The organism is Acinetobacter sp. CFCC 11171 (assembly GCF_003268405.1).
In the GTDB taxonomy this organism is placed as follows: Bacteria; Pseudomonadota; Gammaproteobacteria; order Pseudomonadales; family Moraxellaceae; genus Acinetobacter; species Acinetobacter amyesii.
On record NZ_LQXP01000005.1, the window covers coordinates 1 to 23943 of the forward strand.

Annotated in this window: 24 protein-coding genes; 12 read left to right on the plus strand and 12 right to left on the minus strand. The window is 39.7% G+C overall.

Translation table 11 applies throughout. The features are described from left to right. On the minus strand, positions 1-416 hold a 416-nt coding region (locus AVJ20_RS03840; RefSeq protein ID WP_162689725.1), incomplete at its 3' end, for a Rieske 2Fe-2S domain-containing protein. A gap of 411 nt (positions 417-827) precedes the next feature. On the opposite strand from AVJ20_RS03840, the gene AVJ20_RS03845 reads away from it, so the two are divergent. The 7 genes from AVJ20_RS03845 to AVJ20_RS03875 all read left to right on the plus strand — a co-directional run bounded on the left by AVJ20_RS03845 (position 828) and on the right by AVJ20_RS03875 (position 9935). Further along, entirely contained in the window at positions 828-1856 is a 1029-nt protein-coding gene (locus tag AVJ20_RS03845) for a substrate-binding domain-containing protein (protein ID WP_111884206.1), read from the plus strand. Positions 1857-1956: 100 nt separating this feature from the next. Then, a complete protein-coding gene (gene pstC, locus AVJ20_RS03850; RefSeq protein ID WP_111884207.1) occupies positions 1957-3336 on the plus strand; it encodes a phosphate ABC transporter permease subunit PstC in 1380 nt (459 codons plus the stop codon). Next, positions 3333-4724 (plus strand): phosphate ABC transporter permease PstA, encoded by a 1392-nt coding sequence (pstA, locus tag AVJ20_RS03855; RefSeq protein WP_111884208.1) that lies wholly within the window; start codon positions 3333-3335, stop codon positions 4722-4724. Before pstC ends, pstA begins: the two co-directional genes overlap by 4 nt. A gap of 13 nt (positions 4725-4737) precedes the next feature. Next, entirely contained in the window at positions 4738-5661 is a 924-nt protein-coding gene (pstB, locus tag AVJ20_RS03860) for a phosphate ABC transporter ATP-binding protein PstB (RefSeq protein ID WP_111884209.1), read from the plus strand. Positions 5662-5851: 190 nt separating this feature from the next. Further along, positions 5852-6814: a protease SohB gene (gene sohB, locus AVJ20_RS03865; RefSeq protein WP_078190186.1), complete on the plus strand. Its 963-nt coding sequence runs from the start codon at positions 5852-5854 to the stop codon at positions 6812-6814. Between the two features lie 96 nt (positions 6815-6910). Continuing rightward, positions 6911-7396, plus strand: coding sequence for a hypothetical protein (locus AVJ20_RS03870; protein WP_111884210.1), 486 nt, complete (start codon positions 6911-6913; stop codon positions 7394-7396). A gap of 331 nt (positions 7397-7727) precedes the next feature. Beyond that, complete coding sequence (locus tag AVJ20_RS03875) at positions 7728-9935, plus strand: Ig-like domain-containing protein (protein ID WP_111884211.1); 2208 nt, start codon at positions 7728-7730, stop codon at positions 9933-9935. Between the two features lie 62 nt (positions 9936-9997). Here the strand turns inward: AVJ20_RS03875 and AVJ20_RS03880 are convergent, their stop codons facing one another. Beyond that, positions 9998-10627: a DUF2238 domain-containing protein gene (locus AVJ20_RS03880; RefSeq protein ID WP_111884212.1), complete on the minus strand. Its 630-nt coding sequence runs from the start codon at positions 10625-10627 to the stop codon at positions 9998-10000. Positions 10628-10839: 212 nt separating this feature from the next. Between AVJ20_RS03880 and AVJ20_RS03885 the strand changes: the two genes are divergently transcribed. Continuing rightward, positions 10840-11079 carry a hypothetical protein gene (locus AVJ20_RS03885; protein WP_111884213.1) on the plus strand — a complete coding sequence of 80 codons (240 nt, stop codon included), beginning with the start codon at positions 10840-10842 and terminating at the stop codon, positions 11077-11079. Positions 11080-11199: 120 nt separating this feature from the next. On the opposite strand, the gene purB is transcribed toward AVJ20_RS03885, so the two are convergent. The 9 genes from purB to AVJ20_RS03930 form a co-directional block, all read right to left on the minus strand. Continuing rightward, positions 11200-12588: an adenylosuccinate lyase gene (gene purB / locus AVJ20_RS03890; protein ID WP_111884214.1), complete on the minus strand. Its 1389-nt coding sequence runs from the start codon at positions 12586-12588 to the stop codon at positions 11200-11202. 56 nt (positions 12589-12644) lie between these two features. Then, positions 12645-13376 carry a high frequency lysogenization protein HflD gene (hflD, locus tag AVJ20_RS03895; protein ID WP_111884215.1) on the minus strand — a complete coding sequence of 244 codons (732 nt, stop codon included), beginning with the start codon at positions 13374-13376 and terminating at the stop codon, positions 12645-12647. 12 nt (positions 13377-13388) lie between these two features. Further along, positions 13389-14525 (minus strand): tRNA 2-thiouridine(34) synthase MnmA, encoded by a 1137-nt coding sequence (gene mnmA / locus AVJ20_RS03900; RefSeq protein ID WP_111884216.1) that lies wholly within the window; start codon positions 14523-14525, stop codon positions 13389-13391. Between the two features lie 4 nt (positions 14526-14529). Further along, complete coding sequence (locus tag AVJ20_RS03905) at positions 14530-15015, minus strand: NUDIX hydrolase (protein ID WP_111884217.1); 486 nt, start codon at positions 15013-15015, stop codon at positions 14530-14532. A 230-nt stretch (positions 15016-15245) separates the two neighbouring features. Further along, positions 15246-15878, minus strand: coding sequence for a hypothetical protein (locus AVJ20_RS03910; protein ID WP_111884218.1), 633 nt, complete (start codon positions 15876-15878; stop codon positions 15246-15248). Between the two features lie 318 nt (positions 15879-16196). After that, a complete protein-coding gene (locus AVJ20_RS03915; protein WP_111884219.1) occupies positions 16197-16727 on the minus strand; it encodes a gamma carbonic anhydrase family protein in 531 nt (176 codons plus the stop codon). 103 nt (positions 16728-16830) lie between these two features. Further along, positions 16831-17979, minus strand: coding sequence for a D-alanyl-D-alanine carboxypeptidase PBP5/6 (gene dacC / locus AVJ20_RS03920; RefSeq protein WP_111884220.1), 1149 nt, complete (start codon positions 17977-17979; stop codon positions 16831-16833). A 118-nt stretch (positions 17980-18097) separates the two neighbouring features. Then, positions 18098-18484 (minus strand): MCR_0457 family protein, encoded by a 387-nt coding sequence (locus tag AVJ20_RS03925; protein ID WP_111884221.1) that lies wholly within the window; start codon positions 18482-18484, stop codon positions 18098-18100. Positions 18485-18712: 228 nt separating this feature from the next. Then, positions 18713-19087 (minus strand): MCR_0457 family protein, encoded by a 375-nt coding sequence (locus AVJ20_RS03930; RefSeq protein ID WP_111884222.1) that lies wholly within the window; start codon positions 19085-19087, stop codon positions 18713-18715. A 116-nt stretch (positions 19088-19203) separates the two neighbouring features. Here AVJ20_RS03930 and surE point away from each other — a divergent pair, with 116 nt between their 5' ends. From surE to AVJ20_RS03945, 3 genes are all read left to right on the plus strand, one after another. Further along, a complete protein-coding gene (gene surE, locus AVJ20_RS03935; protein ID WP_111884223.1) occupies positions 19204-19977 on the plus strand; it encodes a 5'/3'-nucleotidase SurE in 774 nt (257 codons plus the stop codon). 114 nt (positions 19978-20091) lie between these two features. After that, complete coding sequence (locus AVJ20_RS03940; protein ID WP_078191836.1) at positions 20092-20922, plus strand: peptidoglycan DD-metalloendopeptidase family protein; 831 nt, start codon at positions 20092-20094, stop codon at positions 20920-20922. 92 nt (positions 20923-21014) lie between these two features. Beyond that, positions 21015-21944 carry a LysR family transcriptional regulator gene (locus tag AVJ20_RS03945; protein ID WP_111884224.1) on the plus strand — a complete coding sequence of 310 codons (930 nt, stop codon included), beginning with the start codon at positions 21015-21017 and terminating at the stop codon, positions 21942-21944. Positions 21945-22013: 69 nt separating this feature from the next. Here AVJ20_RS03945 and AVJ20_RS03950 read toward each other — a convergent pair whose 3' ends face one another. Further along, entirely contained in the window at positions 22014-23225 is a 1212-nt protein-coding gene (locus tag AVJ20_RS03950; RefSeq protein WP_111884225.1) for an aspartate aminotransferase family protein, read from the minus strand. A 198-nt stretch (positions 23226-23423) separates the two neighbouring features. Between AVJ20_RS03950 and grxD the strand changes: the two genes are divergently transcribed. Further along, a complete protein-coding gene (gene grxD / locus AVJ20_RS03955; protein ID WP_067762767.1) occupies positions 23424-23765 on the plus strand; it encodes a Grx4 family monothiol glutaredoxin in 342 nt (113 codons plus the stop codon). Positions 23766-23943 lie beyond the last annotated feature (178 nt).

The following is a 23943-nucleotide window of genomic DNA, read 5'->3' on the forward strand; positions in this document are numbered from 1 at the left end:
GAATGAGCCGTCAGATTGCACCTGATCAAACCATAGCGCTCTACCGCTACATAGGTGCGTAAATTAAAGTGCGGTGAAATTCTCTGTTCTGGATGTGCAGGAATACGGTTGCAATGACCATGTTCACCAAAGCGTAAGCCATGATATCGGCAGACCACGCCTTGACCATCATTCTTGCCTAAACTGAGAGGCACGCCGCGGTGAGGGCACGCATCTTTAGCTACAATCAGTTCATCTCCCATTTTATAAATGACGAGCGGCATATCTAAAAGCATGGTGCCATAAGGCTGTTCTGTAATGTCTCGAGCGAGTGCAATCGGATACCAATATTCTGCAAGTAAGTGCCAGTCATGTTCATCAAAAGTCATATGCACAGGCAAGTCTGGATTAAATGTCGCATTGGCTTTACTGGTCATTTTAGGCTTTTTTTTTTATGTAAACTTGCATATTGAGCGGACTAAAAATGTAATGAAATTTCAATTATTGGAATATGAGGAAATAAAAAATCGAACATGCAAATGTGTATCATTCAGAAAAAGAGGAGAATTTGAAAAAAGAAAATAAGACAAAATATGACAGTGATATGAATTCTTACGAATATCAAAGTAGAAATATATAAGACCAATACTTTGATAAATTTCATTACGTATTGAAAAATAAAGAATTATATTTAAATCAATGTGCAATCATCAATTATCATAAAAGCGTCATAAAGATGTAACCTAACTGTCATACTCTAAAATCAAAATGCAGATATCGAAAAAGTACAAGACTTTAAAAACAAAAGTGGCGTACTCCAATAAATGCATCAATTAAGAGAGATGAGAATGCGCTTAAATCATATCGCACTTGCTATGGTACTCACTACTGGGGCAACAGTCGCTACAACTGCAAATGCAGCTCGTGACACGATCCAAATTGCTGGTTCTTCAACTGTACTGCCTTATGCAAGTATTGTTGCAGAAGAGTTTGGTAATACATTCCCACAATTTAAAGCACCTGTCGTAGGTTCAGGCGGTACTTCAGGTGGTTTGAAACAATTTTGTAATGGTGTAGGCGATAACACAATTGACGTTGCAAATGCATCTCGTAAAATTAAAGGTACTGAATTGGCTGCATGTAAAAAAGCAGGCGTTAACCAAATCTTAGAAATTAAAGTTGGATATGACGGTATCGTATTTGCTTCAAATGCGAAAAAAGCGGCATTCAAACTTCGCCCACAGCACGTATTTGCTGCACTTGCTGCTGAATTACCATCAAAAGGTAAATTGGTTCCAAACCCATACACACGTTGGAATCAAATCGACCCAACTTTACCAAACGAAGCAATCACTTTAGTTATTCCTGCATCAAACCATGGTACACGTGAAGTGTTCCAAGAAAAAATGGTGGATGCTGGCTGTGAAACTTACCAAGCATTTGCGAAGCTAGATAAAGATGCAAAGAAAAAGGCATGTTCTACATTCCGTAAAGATGGCCGTGTAATTGAAATTGCTGGTGACTATACAGAGACATTGGCACGCTTAAAAACTTCACCTAACGCTGTAGGTGTATTCGGTTTAGGTTTCTATGATCAAAACCGTGACAAATTACGTGTAGCGACAGTAAACAATGTTGCGCCATCTGAGAAAACAATTCTGAATGGTTCTTACCCTGTATCACGTCCATTGTTCTTCTACGTGAAAGGTGAGCATCTTAAATCAATCAAAGGCTTGAAAGAATTTACAGAATTCTTTGTAAGCAAAAAAGTATCTGGTAAAGGTTCTAAGCTTGAAAAAGCAGGTCTGATTTCAATGTCTGACAAAGAACGTGCTGCGGTACTTGCAAACTTCAAAGCGGGTAAGGCTGTTAAATAAAAGTATGGAATTAGCCAATGGCAGGGTCGACCTGCCATTGGTTTTTTTGCAAAGAAACAGTTTTTTCAAAATGTGTCATTGAAGAAACAGTGGAGATTACATGAATCTGCTCCTCATTGGTGTGTTACTGGCGATTATTGCCATTGCCTATCAAGTTGGCTTAACCAAGAGTCGTAAACTTGCAGGTAAAGGGAATAACTCAGCAATGCTGCATTCTCGACCGGGCTATTATGGTGTTTTGGTCGCTTTATGGTGTGGGATTCCCGCTTTTTTAATCTTGATTGTTTGGAATTTAGTTGAACCAAGTATTTTTCAACACGTTATTTTAAATAATGTCCCAGAAAATATTCGTTTAGGTTTAGATCCTGCAAGCACAAGCGTAATGGTTGACCGCGTTCAAGCGATTGCTTCTGGTTTTGGAGTAAGTGATACGCCAGCTGCATATGAACTTGCAGCAGCAGAACAGTTAAAGAAAATTGAAAGCATCGGCTCATATGCAAAATTGGCCGTTGTGATTTGTGCGGCATTGATTGGTTTAGTCCTGGCTAAACGCCGCATCGCAGAAAAATATCGTGCACGTAACCAAGTCGAAAAAGTTATTAATATCGCATTGGCATTATGTTCCGGTGTCGCCATCCTGACAACAGTTGGCATTGTGATGTCGATGTTTAGTGAAGCCATGCGTTTCTTTAGTTTTGTCAGTCCACTCGATTTCTTCTTGGGCACTGAATGGAACCCAGGTTTTAGTACATCAGGGAATGCCGAAGGTAGTTATGGTTTGCTGCCACTCCTTTGGGGCACACTCATGGTTAGTGGTATTGCACTACTGGTTGCTGTTCCAGTTGGTCTGATGATTGCAATTTATTTGGCTGAATATGCAAAGCCAAGTTTCCGTGCTTGGGCAAAACCTGCCATAGAAGTTCTCGCAGGTATTCCAACCATCGTTTACGGTGTATTTGCCTTAATGATTATTGGACCCTTTGCAAAACAGCTTGGCGCATATATTGGACTCGATATTAATGCAACCAGTGCTCTAACAGCAGGCTTTGTGATGGGGATTATGATTATCCCATTCGTTTCATCATTATCTGATGACATCATTACTCAAGTTCCTCGCGCGCTTCGTGACGGTTCACTCGGTTTGGGTGCAACAAAATCAGAAACGATTCGCCAAGTAGTGATACCTGCAGCTTTGCCGGGCATTATCGGTGCATTCTTATTGGCAGCATCTCGTGCAATTGGTGAAACCATGATTGTGGTACTTGCAGCAGGGAACAGTCCTTTACTACACATTAATCCGCTCGAAGCAGTGTCTACAGTCACCATTACCATCGTAAACCAATTAACAGGTGATACAGACTTTGCGAGTCCTCAAGCATTGGTTGCTTTTGCACTCGGTTTAACACTGTTTGTGATTACCTTAGGGCTGAATATTGTTGCACTGTACATTGTGCGTAAATACCGTGAGCAATACGAATGAGTACGACGAATACATCAAACATGGATCAAAAATTTGATTCACATGCAGCCGCTGAGCTTCGTGAAAAACGTAAGAAAATCATTGAAAACTCTTTGGCGAAAAGACATCGTAAAGAAAAGACCTTCCGTGTCTTGGGCTTTAGTGCAGTAGTGACTGGTTTATTTTTCGTCGTGCTATTGTTTGGTAGTATTTTAGCCAAAGGTTTACCTGCATTTTGGCAAAGCTCAATGACGGTACCTGTATTTTTTGATCCAAACATTGTCAAAGTTGGTGCGAAACCAATTCAAAAAGAAGGTGAATCACCTGCACAGTTCCAAGAGCGTTACATTGCTTGGCAAACTGACATGGGCATGGTGGATTGGGATGCGCTCATCGTAAATGGCATCATAGCAAAAGATCCAGCGATTGCCTCACAACGTGATGATCTCAACAGTTTATATACAAGTTCAGAAGCTTATCGCTTACGTGACATGGTAATGGCAGATCCGTCATTGATTGGTCAAAAACAAGATTTTAAAATCCTTGCAGATGCTAATGTCGATGTCTGGTTGGCTGGTAATATTGACCGCAGCTTGCCTGATGAACAGCAACAATTGAGCCCAGAAGTACGCCAACTTGCAGATAAACTTAAAGCTGATGGTGTTATTACTAACTCATTTAATACTGAAATATTTAAGAATCCAGACTCTCGTAGCTCACCTGCAACTTCAGGTTTAGCTGGGGCGTTTATGGGGTCGTTATTTATGATGCTGATCGTGATCATTATTTCGATTCCAATTGGTGTAGCATCCGCAATTTACTTAGAAGAATTTGCACCTAAAAACTGGATTACCGATGTTGTCGAAGTCAATATTAACAACTTAGCAGCGGTTCCTTCGATTGTCTTTGGTTTGCTTGGTGCAGCGATCTTTATTGGTTGGATGCATATGCCGCTTTCGGCTCCTGTGGTTGGTGGTTTAGTCTTAAGTTTGATGACTTTGCCAACGGTCATTATTACCACACGTGCTTCACTAAAAGCTGTTCCTCCATCGATCCGTCAAGCCGCTTTAGGTTTGGGTGCATCACGTTTACAAACTGTATTTCACCACGTCTTGCCACTCGCATTACCAGGTATCTTAACCGGTGCAATTATTGGTGTTGCGCAAGCCCTAGGAGAAACTGCTCCATTATTATTGATTGGTATGAGTGCCTTTGTGGCAAGTGTACCAGCCACTCCTTTAGATCAATCCACTGCATTACCTGTACAAATTTTCCTTTGGCAAGGTAACGAACTACGTAACTTCTTTGAAGGGCGTACCGCAGCAGCAATCATTGTACTTCTTGCTCTCATGATCGGCTTAAACAGTTTAGCCATCTGGTTACGTAAGAAATTTGAAGTACGCTGGTAATTGAGGGCATTATATGAATAGCGTCGTTACAACAGAAAAGAATTCCTTAGATCAGGATAAGTCCGTGAATCCAGAACAAACACAATTTACCTCTGCTCAGGGCAGCCAAAAAAAAACCAATACTGCGTTTGTGTCACAATTCGATACGCAATCTAGCGCGAAAAAAGATGCGAAATCGAGCAATGTGAAAATCAGTACCAATGATGTGCATGTGTACTATGGCGAATCTGAAGCGATCAAAGGCATTGATCTGAACATTTATGAAAATGAAGTTATCGCCTTTATTGGACCGTCTGGTTGTGGTAAGTCAACTTTCCTGCGTACGCTCAACCGTATGAATGACACGATTGATTCTTGTCGTGTGACAGGACAAGTGCTCATGGATAATCAAGACATCTATGATCCAAATCTTGATGTGGTATTACTGCGTGCGCAAGTTGGCATGGTATTCCAAAAACCAAACCCATTTCCAAAGTCAATTTTTGACAATGTCGCTTATGGTCCTAAACTGCATGGATTGGCGCGTGATAAATACGACATGGAGGAAATAGTTGAAAATAGCCTGCGTAAAGCGGGGCTTTGGGATGAAGTGAAAGACCGTTTAAACCAACCGGGTACGGGGCTTTCAGGTGGTCAGCAGCAACGTCTATGTATTGCGCGAACCATTGCGGTCAGTCCTGAAGTGATTTTGATGGATGAACCTTGTTCAGCACTCGATCCGATTGCAACTGCAAAAGTAGAAGAACTCATCACTGAACTTTCAGCGCAATATACCATTGCGATTGTGACGCACTCGATGCAACAAGCAGCACGTGTATCTGACCGTACCGCATATTTCCATTTGGGTGATTTGATTGAAGTGAATTCCACTGAAAAAGTCTTTACTCAACCGGATCATCAATTGACTGAAGCGTATATTACCGGGCGTTTTGGTTAATCTAATCGGTTTAAAAATAGAGCCGAAAGGCTCTTTTTTTATGAAGTCAATAATTAGGTCAAAAAGTCTTGATAAAAATAAAATGCTCAATTTGGCTCAATGAGAATTATTTTCAAAAAATAGATTGAATTTTTGTGATGCAACCCACATGTTATACAACATAAATATGAATTAAATGAGTTTCAATTTTATGCTATTTCATAATCCCAAGTTGCCTGCGGAAATTCGTGTAAGCCATTTAAATGCACGTATTAATGAACAACGAAAAAAAATTGCGCAAACCACTGCATCTAAACTTGAGCTGCTGCAACTAAGCCAACAATTATCAAAAGAAGCGCGCGCACGTAAAAAGAATAACCAAAAAATTTATGTTATCGATTTTAATGGTGATACCGCTGCATCTGCGGTGACAAGCCTGCGTGAAGAAATTACCCTAATCTTAGCGACAGCAAAAGCTGGGCGCGACCGCGTAGTTTTACGTTTAGAAAGTCCAGGCGGGATGGTGCATGGCTATGGTCTGGCTGCAGCACAATTGGTACGTTTACGTGATGCTGGATTTAACTTAACCATTTGTGTGGACAAAGTTGCTGCAAGTGGTGGCTATATGATGGCCTGCATTGCAAATGAAATTGTTTCAGCTCCATTTGCAGTTGTGGGATCGATTGGCGTGGTTGCACAAGTGCCAAACTTTAACCGTTTATTGAAAGAAAAACATATCGATTTTGAACTGTATACAGCAGGTCAGTTCAAACGTACCGTCACGATGTTTGGTGAAAATACGGCTGAAGGTAAAGCCAAATTTGAAGAAGAGTTGCAGCAAACCCATAACTTGTTTAAACACTTTGTTGAAAAATACCGTCCTCAGCTTAATGTCGATAAAGTTGCAACAGGTGAGCATTGGTATGGGCAAGATGCCATTGATCTTAATCTAGTCGATAAACTGCAAACGTCAGATGAATATCTATTAAGTCTCATGCCACAACATGATGTATATATGATTGAAACCCGCAAAAAGCCAACCCTTGGTGAGAAGTTGGGCTTACAGGCAGCACAAATTGCGGACTCATTGGTGCCTGCTGTCATGTCTAAAGTAATGGAGTCATTGAGTAAAGCCAATTCGAGTCTCGTACAGTTGCGTGATCCAAAGCTTTAATTCTTTAAGTTTAAAAGCCAATCCAAAGATTGGCTTTTAATGGTTGGGTTTCTCAAATAAAGGGCTTTAAAACTGAAATCTGTATTTAATTTTCGTTTGATATTATTATTTTTTATCCTTACTTCTTTTTTAGTTTTTAACTATATTTCTAATAATCCGCAGTCTGAGGAAATTAAAATAACGGATAGCCAACACCCAATAAATTTAGAATTGAAGCAAAAGGCCCAAGAAATTTTTGGCAATATTCTAATATTGGAAGGAAGTTATAGTTCTTACTCCTCGCATGATGTACTTTATAGTATCCATTATAAAGATTTCAGTATCGCTGATTTTTTAATTTATCATGATGAAATTTTGAAGAAAAACGAATGGGTTTTTCTGAAAAAAATGGCCCAGTCATATATTTATTGTCAAAATCGTCGCCAGTTAGAGATTATTCCCCCGAAGATATTAATTAAAAATGTAGATAATGAAGAGGGGGATATCATTAGACAATTGGATGAAGAATGGAATATTAATTTTTATCATTCAAGAAATAGCCATTTTAGTCAGTGTTCGAAACATGATAATTCTCATGAATGAAATAAATAATACGGTTCTTTTTTGTTTAATTATAATGTGTGAATAATTATTCTGGGACTGGAAGAGTGCTCCTAGTAAAATAGCATTTTAGGTAGTTAGAAGCTTAACTTTTAGCATATGTTGTCTTTTTAAACCCTATATTTTTATGAGTCTAGAAGATCACCCAATACTTAGTAATACGAATCAACTCATATATTACATTGGCTTTTTTTATGCCAAAATTACTCAATAAATAATTATATATTAGGGTTTGTCTGTTTAGCACCAATTTGATAAGGTACTTAACTAATTATTTATTAGATGTTTATTACATAATAACACTGAGGGCGAAATGATAAAAATTGTCGTGATATCAAAGAAAGATCAAACGATTTTAAAAGAAACTCAGGCCACAAAAATACAAATATCTCAACCGTCCGTTATTCAGTTAGAACTTAAGCCAGCCGATATTCAGTCGATCCATCGGGTCGGAAATCAATGTGTGATTACCCTGAAAAATGGTCAAAAGATCGTGATTGATCATTTTTATACAGATAACTTTGGCTCTGATAATTCTTTGGTTTTACTTAGTGGGCCACAGCAATTTGAGCTAGTCGAAATGGATGTCGATGGCAAAACGGTGAGCTATCGTTCTGTGAATGAGTTTGCGCAGCCTTTATCTGCATCGACACAGTTAAATCAGGTGACAACGCCTGCTCAAGCTACGGAAGTTGCAAGTGAAGATGATGGTTCACCATCACTACTTAAGGCAGGATTGGCGATCTTGGGTGCAGAAGCGGTATATCTATTGGCATTTGACAAAGAAGATGATAAATCCTCTAGCAATGACAAAACAGCACCAAGTACGCCAACTGGAAGTTTTGATAGTGATGGAAAAGTCGTGTCCGGCAAGGCGGAAGCTGGTGCAACGGTTTATATCGTAGATGCGAAAGGCAATACGATTGGTCAATCTAAAGCAGATGCCGATGGCAACTATAAAATTACTTTGGATGTCGCGATTACAGACGGCAATCGCGTAATTTTGTACGCGAAAGACAAGGCGGGAAATAGTTCACAATCGACGATATTGACGGGTAGTAAAGATACAATTTCGCCGGACGCGGCAAATGCACAAGTGGATGAAAGCGGTAAGTTTGTCTCTGGTTTTGCCGAAGCGGGTGCAAAAGTTTATGTTTATGCTGCAGATGGCACAACGCTTTTAGGTGGGCCTGTGACTGCGGCAAGTGATGGCAATTTCTCCATTGCATTAAGTAATACTTTACAAGCAGGTGAGACGGCTAAAGTCATTGTAGAAGATAAAGCCGGCAACAAATCTGAAGTGCAGTCAGTTGAGATGGGCAAAGATACGCTTCGACCTGATCAACCTAAGATTGAAGTGAATAAAGCCGGAACTGAACTGGTTGGTACGGCTGAAGCTAACAGCACCATTCAAATATTAGACGCAAATTCACAAGTCATCGCCACCACTACAGTAGATGCCAATGGTCAATTTAAACTGACATTGTCCCCAGTACTGTCGGATAGTAATAAGACAACTATTATTGTGGTTGATGCAGCAGGGAATCAATCGTTACCTTTAAATGTCACTGCTGGAACGGATAATACGGCACCCGTTGCACCAACAGCAATAATCAATACAGATGGTACAGAAGTGTCGGGAAGCGCTGAAATTGGTGCCAAAATTACCATTAAAAACAGTGCAGGAAATACGCTTGGTACTGCAACTGTAGGTGACGATGGTCGCTATACGGTGAAATTAAGCAGCGCAGTAACAGATAATAATGTTGTCCAAGTGACTGCGACAGATGCCGCTGGCAATAGCTCAAAGAGCACGCAAGTGATTGGTACAAAGGACACCATTGCGCCATCCGCGCCGACATTGACGACTGTGTATGATGATCGCGAGACGACAAAGCTCACCATTAAACAGGGGGAGAGCACTCAAGATTCAACCCCAAGTTTTGAAGGCAAAGGTGAGGCAAATGCCACGATCACCATTTATAAAAATGGCGTCGCAGTGGCAACGGTCAAAGCAGATACCAGTGGGAAATGGTTGTATACACCAGAGTCTGATTTAGCCGCAGGCAAGTACAGTTATAGTTTTACCCAAACGGATGCGGCTGGAAATACCAGTGCCAAAAGCTCAGCATTTGATTTTACCGTTGAAGCGATGACAGTTGCCAAAGCGAGTTTATTCTTGATGTCAGAAGAGCAGGCTTCGGATGAATTACATGATCAAGCATCAATGTTAACAGATGATAATAGTGTGTTCAATGTACTTGCACAGCACAGTGTTTCGAGCTTTGGCTTAAACGAAACAAGCTCTTTTATTTCTGATGATCAAATCAATTTGAACGGCTTATTGAGCAATCCTGAACCCAACAATGCTCTTGATGTAATATCAGATGATTCATCTTATTTAAATGCGTCCATCAATCCTGTATCGGGTGGGACAGCAGTTTCGAATGCAGCGTTCCAAACAGCATGGGGCACATTAGATCCGTTAGATCAATCCTTAAATGTGCTACCACTCTATTAATTATTAATACATCCATTCATGAATATAGCGATAAAAAAGCACTCGGATGAGTGCTTTTTTATTTAAGATTTTTTCAGATTGAAATATAAAAGGCCGCCAGTGATCATCGCACCAAATGTTGCAAGCAGCATATCTTTATGCGCATCCCAAATATCACCTTGTTGCCCATTGTAATTTTCAGCGTCCTCTGGTGATAAGCCAATGGCAATCAGCCATTCGATCCATTCATAAAATAAACTGGTCGCCATGACGAATTGTACGACCAATACAAAGAGTGTTCCGGCTTTTAACTGCGGTAGCCAGATTTGAAATATGCGATAAAAGAACGGGTAGAGCAGCAATCCATAGGCAAGATGTACAAGCCGATCATACATGTTCCGACTCCATCCCATGCTTTGATCAAGGTTGAAACCGAGGAGAGCTTGTGTCCATTCAGAATAGGGTACATAAGAATATAAATAATGGGCACCAATGACATGAATCAGTAAAAAGCCAAGATACAGACAAACTGTTCTGAAAGTTAGCCCTAATTTATAGAGGAAAACGAGCAACACGATCAGCATAAACGCTGTGCCGATTTGATGGAGGATATACGCTTCCATTTCTAAAGGTTGGATACTGGCGATCACAATGGCAAGAGTTAATAATGCAAAAGCTAAGATGTGCTTAAGTTTTAATTTGAAATCAATCATGAAAAGGCAAAGCTCAAAATTTTTATCGGTGTGCAGTGGTTATAATTCGCGGCAAGTATAGCCATAATGCGATGAAAAGTGTTAGTTAGACGGCGCTAGAATTTGTGCATTATTTTTTCAAATGTCTTTAGTTTGCGGCTGGGGATAAGTATTTTTAAAAAGATTGTATTAAACTCAGATGAATATCGAAGTTTATATATTTGGACGTGACTATGGCTGTTGTTGAGGCATTTATTGCGACTCAAAATTGTTATTTTAACTATGAGTTTGAAGAACTTAATTTAACAGATGATTTTCCAGAAGAGCTCTCTGTGTCTTTGCGCGGCATGATGTTTCGCCATGAGATTCAATATTCCGATGCCACATATTATGTTTATTATTCAGATGTTTTAACAGGCTGCGAATTACAACGGATGAAAGATGATTGGGCGAAATATTGCCCTGCAGAATAAAATTACGTCTAAATTTTCTATCTCCTTGCGGAGCATGCTCTTCATCCCAAAGGGAGTAGGAGTATATAGGTGGAAACAAAAAACGAGGCATGATGCCTCGTTTTTTTGATCTATCTAAAATTAGATTTTAGAAATAAGATCTTTAATGTTTGCTGCTTGAGTTGATGCATTACCTGTATATGTTGCAGGTGTCATTTCAGCAAGACGTGCACGGTCAGCAGCTGGAACAGCTTCTAATTCGTTACCATTTACGAAATCAACCATCATTTCGCGAGTCATTGCTTGACCACGAGTGAGGGCTTTAAGTTTTTCGTATGGTTTTTCAACTGCATAACGACGCATAACAGTTTGAATTGGTTCTGCAAGTACTTCTTGCGCATGGTCTAGGTCTTCTAGAATACGTTGAGCATTCAATTCAAGTTTACCAATACCTTTAGAGCAAGCTTCAAATGCAATCAAGCTTTGTGCAAAACCAACCCCCATGTTACGAAGAACAGTAGAGTCAGTTAAGTCACGCTGCCAACGAGATACAGGAAGTTTTTCGCCTAAATGCGCAAGTACTGCATTTGCAATACCTAAGTTACCTTCAGAGTTTTCGAAGTCAATTGGGTTTACTTTATGCGGCATCGTTGAAGAACCAACTTCGCCTTCTTTCAAACGTTGTTTGAAGAAACCAAGTGAGATATAGCCCCAAACGTCACGGTTAAAGTCGATCAAAATCGTATTGAAACGACGTAGCGCATCAAAAAGTTCCGCCATGTAGTCATGTGGTTCGATTTGAGTGGTGTACGGGTTAAATTTTAAGCCTAAAGATTCAACAAATGCTTGTGAATGCGCAGGCCAGTTAATTTCAGGGTAAGCAGAGTAGTGCGCGTTGTAGTTACCTACTGCACCATTGATTTTACCAAGTAATTCAACTTGTTTGAATTGTTTGATTTGACGTGCAAGGCGGTAAGCCACGTTCGCCATTTCTTTACCCAAAGTTGTTGGGCTTGCAGTTTGACCATGTGTACGAGACAACATTGGTTGTTCAGCGTGTTGTTCAGCCAAAGCAACAATTGAATCGATGATTTGCTGCATTGCTGCAACTAAAACTTCACGGCCATTTTTAAGCATTAAAGCATGAGACAAGTTGTTGATGTCTTCTGATGTACATGCAAAGTGAATGAATTCGCCTGCATTTTTAAGCTCATCGATATGTGCGATTTGCTCTTTTAAGAAGTACTCAACTGCTTTTACGTCATGGTTTGTTGTACGTTCAATTTCTTTAATGCGGTTTGCATTGTCTTCAGAGAAGTTCGCAACAATTGCATCAAGCGCAGCGTTAGTTTCAGCACTGAACGCTGGAACTTCAGTTATTTCAGGACGGTTTGCAAGCGCTTGTAACCAACGCACTTCAACAGTCACACGAGCATGGATTAAACCAAACTCAGAGAGGAAGGGACGTAGAGCATCACATTTGCTTGCGTAACGTCCATCTAATGGAGAAAGTGCGGTTAAAGCGTTCATAGCGATTCCTTAAATTTTGGAATTAAACGTAAAACAAAAAGCCCGTACTGCATCAGTTAAACCACCTGATACTGTAAACGGGCAAGATCTTGAATATCTTGTAGTAGCTTGCGCTTACTGAAAATCATACCCCATGAGCTACCACCGAGCTGACGCCATAAATGTGCCATTTGTAAGCCGGTAAATAAGGTGGCGCGAATGCGATTGGTATGAGAGGTGTCTTTAAATGCTTCGGCATTACCACGAACCATAATACGTGGATTAATTTGGCCAGCAGTTTCAATATAGGTTTGCGCTAAATTGGCAATGATACTTGGATGTAAATAATTATTATCGAAAAAGGAAAGCTGTCTTAGAATTTTTTGTTGGGATTGTTTGATGATTTCGACAAATTTAGGATTGCTATAGACTTTCTTTTCTAACTGCAATAATGCCATCGCATACGTCATGGGCAGCTTGGTATTGGCAAGTTTAGGCAATCTAGATTTTGGGGAAGTGTTAAATGGCTGGGTAATGCTGCTTTCTAAAGTTTTTAAACCGAGAGAAATATCCGCCAATTTATCAAAAAAATCGAGCGTTTGATTGGACTGATTGGATTTAGGGCGGATATTCAAACTGGCTTTGATGAGATGTTCAAAATAAAAATTACCGCTTTCACCAATACTTTGCGTACCCGTCAATGCGGTCATATGGGTTAGCTGCGTCGCTTGAAAAACAGCAGCTAACGCCAATGCGCGATTTTGGCGAGTATTCAGAGTTTGAGGCTGTTGAAACGGTAACTCTGTCATCCGAAACAATCCTTATGAAATAAAATCCGGTTTAGGGGCATTGGTATGATGAATCACACCACCACCTAAACAAACTTCACCGGTGTAGAACACCACACTTTGACCCGGTGTAACAGCACGTTGTGGCTCATCGAATTCGACACGCACACCATTTGGCGCTGTAGAGTCTTTAAATAATGTACAGTCTTGGTCAGGCTGACGATAACGAGTTTTCGCTGTGCAGCGGAAACCTGATTCAGGAATCTCTTGTTCACCAGCCACCCAATCAATCGCTTCAGACCATAAAATGGTGCTTTGCATGAGTGGATGTTCATGACCTTGACCAACGACTAGGCGGTTACCCTCAATGTCTTTGTGAAGTACAAACCAAGCGCCTTCTTCAGCACCTTTTAGACCACCAAGACCGATGCCACCACGTTGGCCGAGCGTATAGTACATTAAGCCGTGATGTTCACCAACCTCTTTACCCGTGTCTAAGACGATTTTTCCGGGTTGAGCAGGTAAATATTGCTTTAAGAAGTCATTAAATCGACGTTCGCCAATAAAACAAATTCCTGTTGAATCTTTTTTCTTCGCGGTGATTAGACCTAATTCTTCAGCGATTTTACGTACTTGTGGTTTTTCAATTTCACCCACAGGGAACAAGGTCTTGTTAATTTCACGACCATGCACTGCATGTAGGAAATAGGTTTGGTCTTTATTTTGATCTACGCCACGCAGTAGAGGGGCATACTCTTCACCACGTGAATTTTTTAGTGTTTCACCACGGCGGCAATAATGGCCTGTCGCAATAAAGTCAGCACCTAAGTTCACAGCATGGTCTAGAAATGCACGGAATTTAATTTCTTTATTGCAGAGAATATCTGGGTTTGGTGTACGACCTGCGGCATATTCTTCTAAGAAATGCTCAAAGACACGGTCCCAATATTCCATTGCAAAGTTTGCAGTATGAAGTTTGATACCAATTTTGTCACAAACGGCTTGAGCATCGGCAAGATCTTCCATTGCCGTACAGTATTCCGTGCCGTCATCTTCTTCCCAGTTTTTCATGAAAAGACCTTCAACTTGATAACCTTGTTGAAGTAAAAGTGCTGCAGATACAGAAGAATCTACACCACCAGACATACCGACGATGACACGTTGTTGCATAGGATTAAGCATCCAAATTTGAAATTAAGGGAGAATTTTGATGCTCGTAAATGAGCGATAAAGGAAATTTTTGACCTGAAAGAGCATCTTGCACAGCTTTGATGACTAATGGACTGCGCGCACGGGCAGACTCAGTGAGTTCATCAAGCGTCATCCATACTGCACCGACAATACCTGTGTCTAACTGTGCATCGGAATGGTACTGAATGTCTTTAGCTAAGAAACAGAAACGGAAATAAGTACGATCAGGGAACATCGGGGGAGTATAAGTATACATGCCTAGAAAGTTCGTGATTTCTACATCATGACCTGTTTCTTCCATGGTTTCTCGAATGGCTGCTTCAATGATGGTTTCGCCAGCTTCGACATGACCTGCAGGTTGATTAAATACAGTATGGGTCACACCTTCTGTATGTTCTTCAACAAATAGGAATTTTCCGTCTTTTTCAACGACTGTCGCAACAGTGACATGAGCAGTCCAAGCGGTCATAGAAAAGCACCATGGGGTAAAAACGCTATTCTACAAAATTTAGGGAGCGGTGGCTATGATGGGAGGTGAATTCTTTGGAGAGATATTTTTTAGCGTAGAAATTTATGGAACACTGTTTCATAAATGGGGTTGGAAACAATGAATCATAAAAAGCCCTGAACAGTTGATATAGGCTTTTTATGTAATATGGATATGATTAATATTAAAAAATAATTAATACATGCACTATTTCAATTGTTACTTTCAATTGCCATTTCATAAGAACCCTGAAATTGGAACTTCATTGTTTCATCTGTAGTCGAGTTAATGAATTTTTCCATTTGTTCTTTATACTCACCATGTCCTGATTTATACATAGCTAATAAGTATCCCCATTTAGCATACGGATAGGCTGGATCATCGTTGGGGATAGTATTTAATTCATTCCTTATACCTTCTGCTACTTTACTCTGACAAGATCGCAGGTCATTTTGCGGATACTTCAAAATTTGCATTAGTTCACAGTGCTTAAATAATTTAGCTTGAGTTGGTCTCTCATTGAGTTGTTTCTTATTTAATTCATAAGCCTCTTGATACATTTCTAAAGAGAGATAAATATTCATTTCTATTTTTTCTCGCTCATTTTGAGCTTGGATTTTTTTGACATCTAATAAAATATTTTTTAATTTTTCTTTAGATTTAGGGTTATGAATGTCTATATCATTCATTAATGTTCTGTATTTTTGGATGATAATATCATCTGATAGGGATATTTTTTGTTCTTCTACAACTTCATTTTTCTTTGGAATCTCTTGTGCATTAGAGCATCCAGTTATAGTGAAAACTGTACTAAAAAGAATAGTTAAAATTAGATATTTTTTCATGAAATACGTCTAGCAGCCGAAGTTAATGTGAATGTATGTGTTGTAAATCTTGGATTTGGATAAATTATTCAGCCATCTAATTTGGCTTCATATCCCATTTGCATTTCAACTTTAATTAAAGATGAAATTTTCTTGATTAAACTGACTTTTTACAATTTTTTTATTACAGACTTCATTTTCTATTTTTAAGTTTTTTTCTAATAAATTTAGAACACTTGCATTTCTCTAAATATTTTCATTAGTTGCTACAATAGCAAGTAATGCTAGACCTACCTGAGTTTTCATTTTTTTACATAAAAATCTTATGCAAAATCTATTTTATTTATAATTCCCCGACACCTTCACATAATTCTGCGCTGAATAAGGCAAGAACGCTTTTTCTTTATCTGTTAAAGGTCGAACTTTCTTAACGGGACTGCCCACATATAAATAACCACTTTCTAAAACTTTATTGGGTGGGACAAGTGAACCAGCACCAATCATCACATCATCTTCAACAATTACATCATCTAAAATAATCGTACCTATACCGACTAAAACACGATTACCAATAGTACAGCCATGCAATTTTACATGATGACCAATTGTCACATCTTCACCAATAATCAGTGGAGAACCCTCAGGCTTATCGGCTTTTTTATGACTCACATGCAACATTGAGTGATCTTGCACATTAGAGTTTTTACCAATACGAATATGGTTTACATCACCACGAATCACAGCAAATGGCCAAACAGAGACATTTTCAGCCAATACAACATCGCCAATCACCACTGACATTTCATCGATATAGCAAGAGTCAGCAATACGTGGAACAGTGTCTAAATAAGGGCGAATGTTTTGGCTCATAGGAAAGTCATCTACAGGTTTTTAGGCAGTATAAAATAAAAAAGCACCTAGACCGAAATCTAGATGCTTTCACTTTAGTCTTAATATCGAGTTTTCATCAAACTTAGAATAAGTTGCTAAAGAATTGTTTGATGTGATCAATCATTTTTGCAAAGAAACCAGCTTCTTCAACATTTTGTAGAGCTACAAGTGGTTTTTCAGCAATGACTTTGCCATTAAGCGTTGCAACGTATTTACCAACCACTTGACCTTGTTTTAAAGGAGCAGTCAATTTAGGTTGAACAACCAATTGAGTTTTAATGGCGTTCGCTTCGCCTTTAGGCATCGTCACGTTAAAGTTTTCAGCTAGACCTACTTGAACTTGATTGTCTTTACCGTACCAAACTTTTGCTTTTGCAAGCACTTGTTTAGCAGGTTGAACTTTTACAGTTTCAAAGTTTGCATAACCCCAAGCTAAAATTTCACGTGTTTGAGATGCACGTTCGTTCATGCTTGGCGCACCAAAGATCACTGAAATTAAACGTAAAGGACCACGTTTAGCTGAAGTCGTTAAGCAGTAGCCCGCTTCTTCAGTATGGCCAGTTTTTAAACCATCTACACTTGGGTCAGTATAAAGCAGGGCATTACGGTTGCCTTGCTTAATGCCATTGAACGTAAATTCTTTTTCAGAGTAGATCGGATAGTATTTTGAACTGTCATGAATGATATGTTGCGCAAGAGTCGCCATATCTTTGGCAGTCGAGAAATGTCCTTCAGCTGGCATACCTGTCGCATTGATGAATTGAGTATTCACCATGCCAATACGTTTCGCTTCTTGGTTCATCATGTGGGCAAAGGTGCCTTCATTGCCAGCAATATGTTCTGCCATAGCTTTAGAAGCATCGTTACCCGACTGAATGATAATGCCACGTAACATTTCTAATGCAGTTGCAGTACCGTTGAGCGGAACGTACATACATGACTCAGTGCTGCTGCCGCGACACCAAGCCGACTCATTCATACGTACTTTTTCATTTTCAGTTAGTTCACCGCTTAATAACTTTTGTTCAATGATGTAACTGGTCATCATTTTTGTCATTGAAGCAGGAGCTAATTTTTCGTTTTCATTTTTAGAAGCAAGGATTTGCCCTGTCTCATAGTCCATCAGCACATAAGATTTATTATTTAATTCAGGTGGTGCAGAAAGGACAGTTGCCGCGAATGAAAAACTAGGTGCAAGTAGTAATGCGGCAAGGGCGGTTTTTCGGGTCATTCTGGGTGGTTCCAATAACTTAGGTATAAGCACAAAGAGCCTAGCATTTTAGGACAAAGCTAGGCGGACTGCTATGGGGTGCAAGCGCTTATTTTAAAAGTATTGTAACCAATTGGTATTATTTGCTGTAAGCAGTCAATTCTTTGCAAATCGCACCATTTTTCTTATCGCCAGCTTTCTTCGCATCAGACTGCGCTTCTTTTAAAGCGTCTTTAAAACTTTTTTGTTTGCTGAGTTGCTGTAAAGCATTTACTGGGTTCTTTTCATTCGGCATATATTCTTTAGCTAATTTTGCATAACCCGCTTCAAACTTTGGTTGATCTTTGTCATTCACCAGTTTTGGGCAGACTTCAGATAGTACATAGATAGCTGCAAGTTCTTGACTGGTCACTTGAGGTGTAGGGGTAACTTCAATTTTTTCATCTGCGGCATGTGCAGACATGGTAGTGAAAGCAAAAGCAGAAAGGCTAAGGGCACAAAGAGATTTTACAAAGGAGTTTTTCATTTAAATAACCTGTTAAATAAACTAAAAGATATCAAATAGCTAAAATTTATTTGCCTAGCTTAATCGTATTTCTGGTAGAGATCAGTAGAAAATTGTATTGAAGCTGTTTAAAAATCAATACATTGTGAAAGAAAAAAGGATGAGGCTATAAGGCTTCATCCTTTTTTTGGCAGGTTTGATGCAATAAGGACTAACCTATTTAGAGGACGTCCAAAGCTGAATGATCAATTAACCTTCATAACTTAAAACGTCATCACAAACTGATTTTTGCTCAGCTTTATCAGTTTCTTTAGCAGCTTGACGCGCTTCTTCAAGAACTGATTTATATTCGCTGTCAGACTGTAATTTTTCTAATGTCATTGATTTATCAGAATAATCAGCAAGATATGTTTTAGTGAGTGCTTGAATGTTGGCATCAAATTTTGCATTTTGACCAATAATCGCAGGGCATACTTCTAACATGACTTGTGCAGATGCAATATCTTCTTTTACGATGGTATTGGCTTCTTCTTGAGTGAAGTCATTGTCTGCGACCACAGTTTGAGTCATGCAAGCTGCTAGAGCAAAGCTCAATAAACCACGAAGTGCTACGGTTTTATTCATTTTGTACACACACATTTATGCTGGATGTTGAAATGTAAATATATATAATTATTCATATATTTCAATAAAATGTTCTTGCGAGTCATTTTTAATTTTTTAGTAATGGAAATTTAGTTGTGAATATTTTAATTGCCAATGATGATGGCGTTTTTGCTCCCGGTATCCAAGCTTTAGCACATGCATTGCGTCCTCTCGGTCGTGTGGTGATTGTGGCGCCTGAAAGCGAACGCAGCGGTTTTTCAAGTGCTTTAACTTTAGATCGACCATTACGACCTGTCGAAATTGCACCGAATATGTGGGCGGTAAATGGTACACCTGCGGACTGTGTGTATTTATCAATGAATGGTCTGTTTGATTTTGAATTTGATCTAGTGGTGAGTGGAATCAATAGTGGCGCAAATCTGGGTGATGATGTGCTGTATTCTGGGACAGTGGGTGCGGCATTTGAAGGCCGTTTAATGAAACAACCTGCGCTAGCCGTCTCTTTGGCTGGGCCAAATGTGCGTAGTTATAATAACCCAGAAGATTATGCAGTCGCCGCGCAATGGGTGCATGATTTTATTGCCAATGGACTACCCGCGCTACCTGCACGACATATTTTTAATATTAATATTCCAGATGTTGCTGAACTTCAAGGCACCAAAGTGACCTATCAAGGAAGACGTTTACAGTCCAAACCGATTACCAGTCATGTAGACCCGCGTGGTCGTCAAGTCTATTGGATTGGATTGGCAGGCGAGGCAGTGGCAGAGCCTAAGAAAGGCTTAACCGATATCGAGTCAGATTTTTTTGCCGTGGCAAATGGTTATGTCAGTGTAACGCCTATACAAATGGATGCTACAAACTATGAGATTTTGAATAACTTACACGCAGAGTTATCTAAAATTTAAGTATTAGTGTTATAACTTTGTGAAAATGGTTATGCTGCAACTTTTTTAGAGTGGATTTTTGCTAATCTTAGCCCATTCATAATGACTATATTTGAATTATTAGTGAGGAAGATGATGTCCCTGGTGTCACAATATCGCGTTATTACCGCTCCTGCAGCATTATTTAAGACCCTTGTTTTATCTGCTGCTGTGGTTACAACTTTGGTCATGACTGGCTGTGCGTCAAAACCACAAATTAATAATGCGACCCGTTATGCGACTGCTCCGGATTATTATACAGTTCGTTCGGGAGATACTTTAAGTGGCATCGCAGCTCGCTATGGCTTGAGCTATGTCAGCATCGCAGAAATGAACGATATTGCCCAGCCTTATCGCATCTATGTTGGACAATCCATTCGCCTTAAAAATAGTGGCTCTCGTCGTACGACGTCTACACAAGCCATGACTCAAGCGGCACCAATTCAACGCCAAACGATTGCAATGCCAACGCAAACAGCGCCCGTGACTCAAGCTTCAACCACTCCATCGACAGTGACGCGAACTACAGTTCCAACGCCAGTGGTCAGTTCTTCAAGTTTACGTTGGGTGAGTCCAGTATCGCGTCCTACGGTATTACAAGGCTATAACTTAGCATCGAATGTGAAAGGAACACGTTACGCAGGTAATACAGGTGATCCTATTTTTGCAGCAGCTGATGGTCAAGTGGTCTATGCCGCCGATGGTCTTAAAGAGTACGGCAATTTAATTTTGGTGAAGCATATTAATGGCTATATCACTGCATATGCACATAACAGTAAAATGAATGTCAAAAGTGGCGATACTGTGAAAGCAGGGCAGCAAATTGGTGAGATGGGTTCATCGGGTACCAACCGCACGATGCTTGAGTTCCAAGTGCGTTTAGATGGTAAACCAATCAATCCAACTTCAGTTTTACCAAATAATTAAATATATAATGCAAAAGCAAAATATCCCCGTATAATACAATGAGTTGCTTTTATCGAAAGATGAAGCTTCTCATAAGTTTATGAGGGAAATTTATGTTAGATCAACTTCGAGCAATGGGTGTCTTTGCTTGCGTTGTGGAAAAAAATTCGTTTAGCGGTGCTGCTCGTGAGTTAGGTATTACCACGAGTGCCGTGAGTCAGCAAATCCGCTCACTAGAGCAGGATATGGAAGTCATTCTTTTACATCGTTCAACACGTAAGTTAAGTTTGACAGAAGCTGGACAAGCTTTTTTTCATAGTTGCCAAGAGATGCTATCTGCCGCAGAGCGCGGCAAAATTCGTATCAATGAACTTCGTGACGACTTAGTCGGTGAATTACGTATTGCATCAACACCAGAACTTTGTGCGAATCATGTGATTCCTGCATTGTCACATTGGATGTCGGCACATCGCGGTTTATCCGTTCATCTAGAAGCAGATAATCAATATATCGACTTAATTGATGGCCGCATTGATATTGCGCTACGAATGAGTTCAAAAATTGATGATCAACAGTTTCATGTGGTGCCATTGGCACATGTTGAACAAGTTCTCGTTGCAGCACCAAGCTATATCAACCAAACCAGTTTAATTACACGACCAGAAGATTTACAAAATCATGATATGGTTCAAATAAATTTGGTTAGAAACTTTCAGCATTTTGCATTTGAAAATGCAGTGACTAAAGAGCAGGTTGCATTGGATGTGCACTCCCGATTTACAACAAATAATGTATTTGCTGCAAAAGCAATGTGCCAACAAGGACATGGCATTGCAAGAATATTATATCTAGATACGCAAAAAGACTTATTAAACGGTTCTCTTGTTGAAGTTTTACCAGAATGGCGCTTACCATCATTCACTCTATATGCTGTGATGTCTAAACGTGATCAACAGCCTACCAAGATTCATCGTTGCCTAGATGCATTAAAATTGTATTTCAGTCAATTACCAGGCGGACGTGTATACCAAGAAGCCTCATAAAAACAATAAAGCTTGAAAAAGTTATAAAAAAAAGCCGCAATTAGCGGCTTTTTTTTCTTTCGGCACAAATTACGCTAGAAAGTTTTTCACCATTTTAACAATGCGTTCAATCAAGATATCCGCTTGTTCTTTATTGATGTTTAGCGTAGGTAATAAACGAATCACAGAACCTGCTGTTACGTTAATAATCAAGTGATGCTCATCACGTGCAATATTCACAAGTTCACCACATGCTTTTGGTAATTCAATGCCGACCATTAAACCAAAACCACGAACAGTTACGTTTTGATCGGCAAGTTGCTCTGTGAATTGCTCAACAAGGTACGCACCCATATTTGCAGCATTTTCAACAAGGTTTTCTTTTTGAATGGTATCAATCACGGTATAAACCACACGTGAACCTAATGCTGTACCGCTATAAGTTGAACCGTGGTTACCCGCTGTTAAAACGCCAACACCACGACCTTGAGTCATGACTGCGCCGATAGGGAAGCCATTACCTAGACCTTTTGCTGTAGTTAGCACGTCAGGAATAATATTGGTGTGTTGATATGCAAAGTATTTACCAGTACGGCCGTTACCTGTTTGCACTTCATCAAGCATCATTAACCAGTTGTGTTGGTTACAGATACGACGAATATCTTCTAAATAGCTAAAACCTTGAGGAGCAGTGTTGACGCCACCTTCGCCTTGGATCGGCTCAACCAAAATCGCTACGATGTCTGGGTGGTGAATTGCAGCTTCTTCAATTGCTTCAATATCACCGAAAGGCACACGAATGAAACCTTCAACCAGTGGGCCAAAACCTTCCTGAACTTTTTTGTTACCTGTTGCAGATAATGTCGCCATGGTACGACCATGGAATGAATGATCAGCAACAATAATTTTAGGGCTTGCAACACCTTGCATATGACCAAATTTACGTGCAATTTTGATTGCACCTTCATTTGATTCTGCACCACTATTTGAGAAGAAAACTTCTTCCATACCCGCAACTTCAGCTAATTTTTGCGCAGCAGCCGTTTGCCAAGGCACTTCAAATAAGTTACTGGTATGAATGAGGGTCGCTGCCTGTTCAGCAATTGCAGCTGTAATTGCAGGATGTGAGTGACCTAAACCACAAACAGCGATCCCTGTCAGTGCGTCTAAGTATTCTGTGCCATCTGCGGTATACAGGTGAGCACCTTGACCTCGGACAAAGCTGATCGGTTGGCGGCCAAATACTGGCATCAAGTGCGATGGTTGATCAGTTTGTACTGGGGCAAGGGTAATGTTATTCATGACTAACTCTAATTTGTCAGGTGATTGAAATAATATAGAGGAGACGCCATATATATATGAGCATCAAGAGGTCTATATAAGCAAAATATGACTCACTTGAAAAGCTGAAATGTAAATAAAACGTGAAATATTGCTTTAGTCATATTGTTTTACTCAGTTTTGGGTATAATGCGAAGCAGATTTATTGAGGATATATCAATGACTGAACAAGCACGCGATACAGAAGCGTTAATTCGTGACCAAATTGCTAAACACGCAGTTCTACTTTACATGAAAGGCACTCCACAGTTTCCACAGTGTGGTTTCTCTGCGCGTGCAGTAGAAGCGCTCAGTCAAATTGGTCGTCCGTTTGCTTATGTAAATATTCTTGAAAATCAAGATATTCGCGCAACTCTTCCACAAATTGCAAACTGGCCGACTTTCCCACAATTATGGATCAATGGTGAGTTGATCGGTGGTAGCGACATTATGCTTGATATGTTCCAAAAAGGTGAATTACAACCTTTAGTTGAACAATATAGCCCAGCTCCTGAAGCTTAATTGGATGTGTATTTGATGATTTTGATCATTGGATACAGATAAAAAATAGCGCCTTTAAGGCGCTTTTTTTATGACTTAATTATCTAAAAAGTCTGGGGTTATGCGTTTTTCCACCATTTCAAAGGCATTTAAAGTGCAATGAATGGTGGAAAAATCAACAAATGAATAAACTCATCGA

Excerpts from the sequence above, each read along its gene's own strand:
- AVJ20_RS03845 (WP_111884206.1), top strand. The coding sequence starts at position 828 with ATGCGCTTAAATCATATCGCACTTGCTATGGTACTCACTACTGGGGCA.
- pstC (WP_111884207.1), top strand. The coding sequence starts at position 1,957 with ATGAATCTGCTCCTCATTGGTGTGTTACTGGCGATTATTGCCATTGCC.
- pstA (WP_111884208.1), top strand. The coding sequence starts at position 3,333 with ATGAGTACGACGAATACATCAAACATGGATCAAAAATTTGATTCACAT.
- pstB (WP_111884209.1), top strand. The coding sequence starts at position 4,738 with ATGAATAGCGTCGTTACAACAGAAAAGAATTCCTTAGATCAGGATAAG.
- sohB (WP_078190186.1), top strand. The coding sequence starts at position 5,852 with ATGCTATTTCATAATCCCAAGTTGCCTGCGGAAATTCGTGTAAGCCAT.
- AVJ20_RS03875 (WP_111884211.1), top strand. The coding sequence starts at position 7,728 with ATGATAAAAATTGTCGTGATATCAAAGAAAGATCAAACGATTTTAAAA.
- AVJ20_RS03880 (WP_111884212.1), bottom strand. The coding sequence starts at position 10,627 with ATGATTGATTTCAAATTAAAACTTAAGCACATCTTAGCTTTTGCATTA.
- AVJ20_RS03885 (WP_111884213.1), top strand. The coding sequence starts at position 10,840 with ATGGCTGTTGTTGAGGCATTTATTGCGACTCAAAATTGTTATTTTAAC.
- purB (WP_111884214.1), bottom strand. The coding sequence starts at position 12,588 with ATGAACGCTTTAACCGCACTTTCTCCATTAGATGGACGTTACGCAAGC.
- hflD (WP_111884215.1), bottom strand. The coding sequence starts at position 13,376 with ATGACAGAGTTACCGTTTCAACAGCCTCAAACTCTGAATACTCGCCAA.
- mnmA (WP_111884216.1), bottom strand. The coding sequence starts at position 14,525 with ATGCAACAACGTGTCATCGTCGGTATGTCTGGTGGTGTAGATTCTTCT.
- AVJ20_RS03905 (WP_111884217.1), bottom strand. The coding sequence starts at position 15,015 with ATGACCGCTTGGACTGCTCATGTCACTGTTGCGACAGTCGTTGAAAAA.
- AVJ20_RS03910 (WP_111884218.1), bottom strand. The coding sequence starts at position 15,878 with ATGAAAAAATATCTAATTTTAACTATTCTTTTTAGTACAGTTTTCACT.
- AVJ20_RS03915 (WP_111884219.1), bottom strand. The coding sequence starts at position 16,727 with ATGAGCCAAAACATTCGCCCTTATTTAGACACTGTTCCACGTATTGCT.
- dacC (WP_111884220.1), bottom strand. The coding sequence starts at position 17,979 with ATGACCCGAAAAACCGCCCTTGCCGCATTACTACTTGCACCTAGTTTT.
- AVJ20_RS03925 (WP_111884221.1), bottom strand. The coding sequence starts at position 18,484 with ATGAAAAACTCCTTTGTAAAATCTCTTTGTGCCCTTAGCCTTTCTGCT.
- AVJ20_RS03930 (WP_111884222.1), bottom strand. The coding sequence starts at position 19,087 with ATGAATAAAACCGTAGCACTTCGTGGTTTATTGAGCTTTGCTCTAGCA.
- AVJ20_RS03940 (WP_078191836.1), top strand. The coding sequence starts at position 20,092 with ATGTCCCTGGTGTCACAATATCGCGTTATTACCGCTCCTGCAGCATTA.
- AVJ20_RS03945 (WP_111884224.1), top strand. The coding sequence starts at position 21,015 with ATGTTAGATCAACTTCGAGCAATGGGTGTCTTTGCTTGCGTTGTGGAA.
- AVJ20_RS03950 (WP_111884225.1), bottom strand. The coding sequence starts at position 23,225 with ATGAATAACATTACCCTTGCCCCAGTACAAACTGATCAACCATCGCAC.
- grxD (WP_067762767.1), top strand. The coding sequence starts at position 23,424 with ATGACTGAACAAGCACGCGATACAGAAGCGTTAATTCGTGACCAAATT.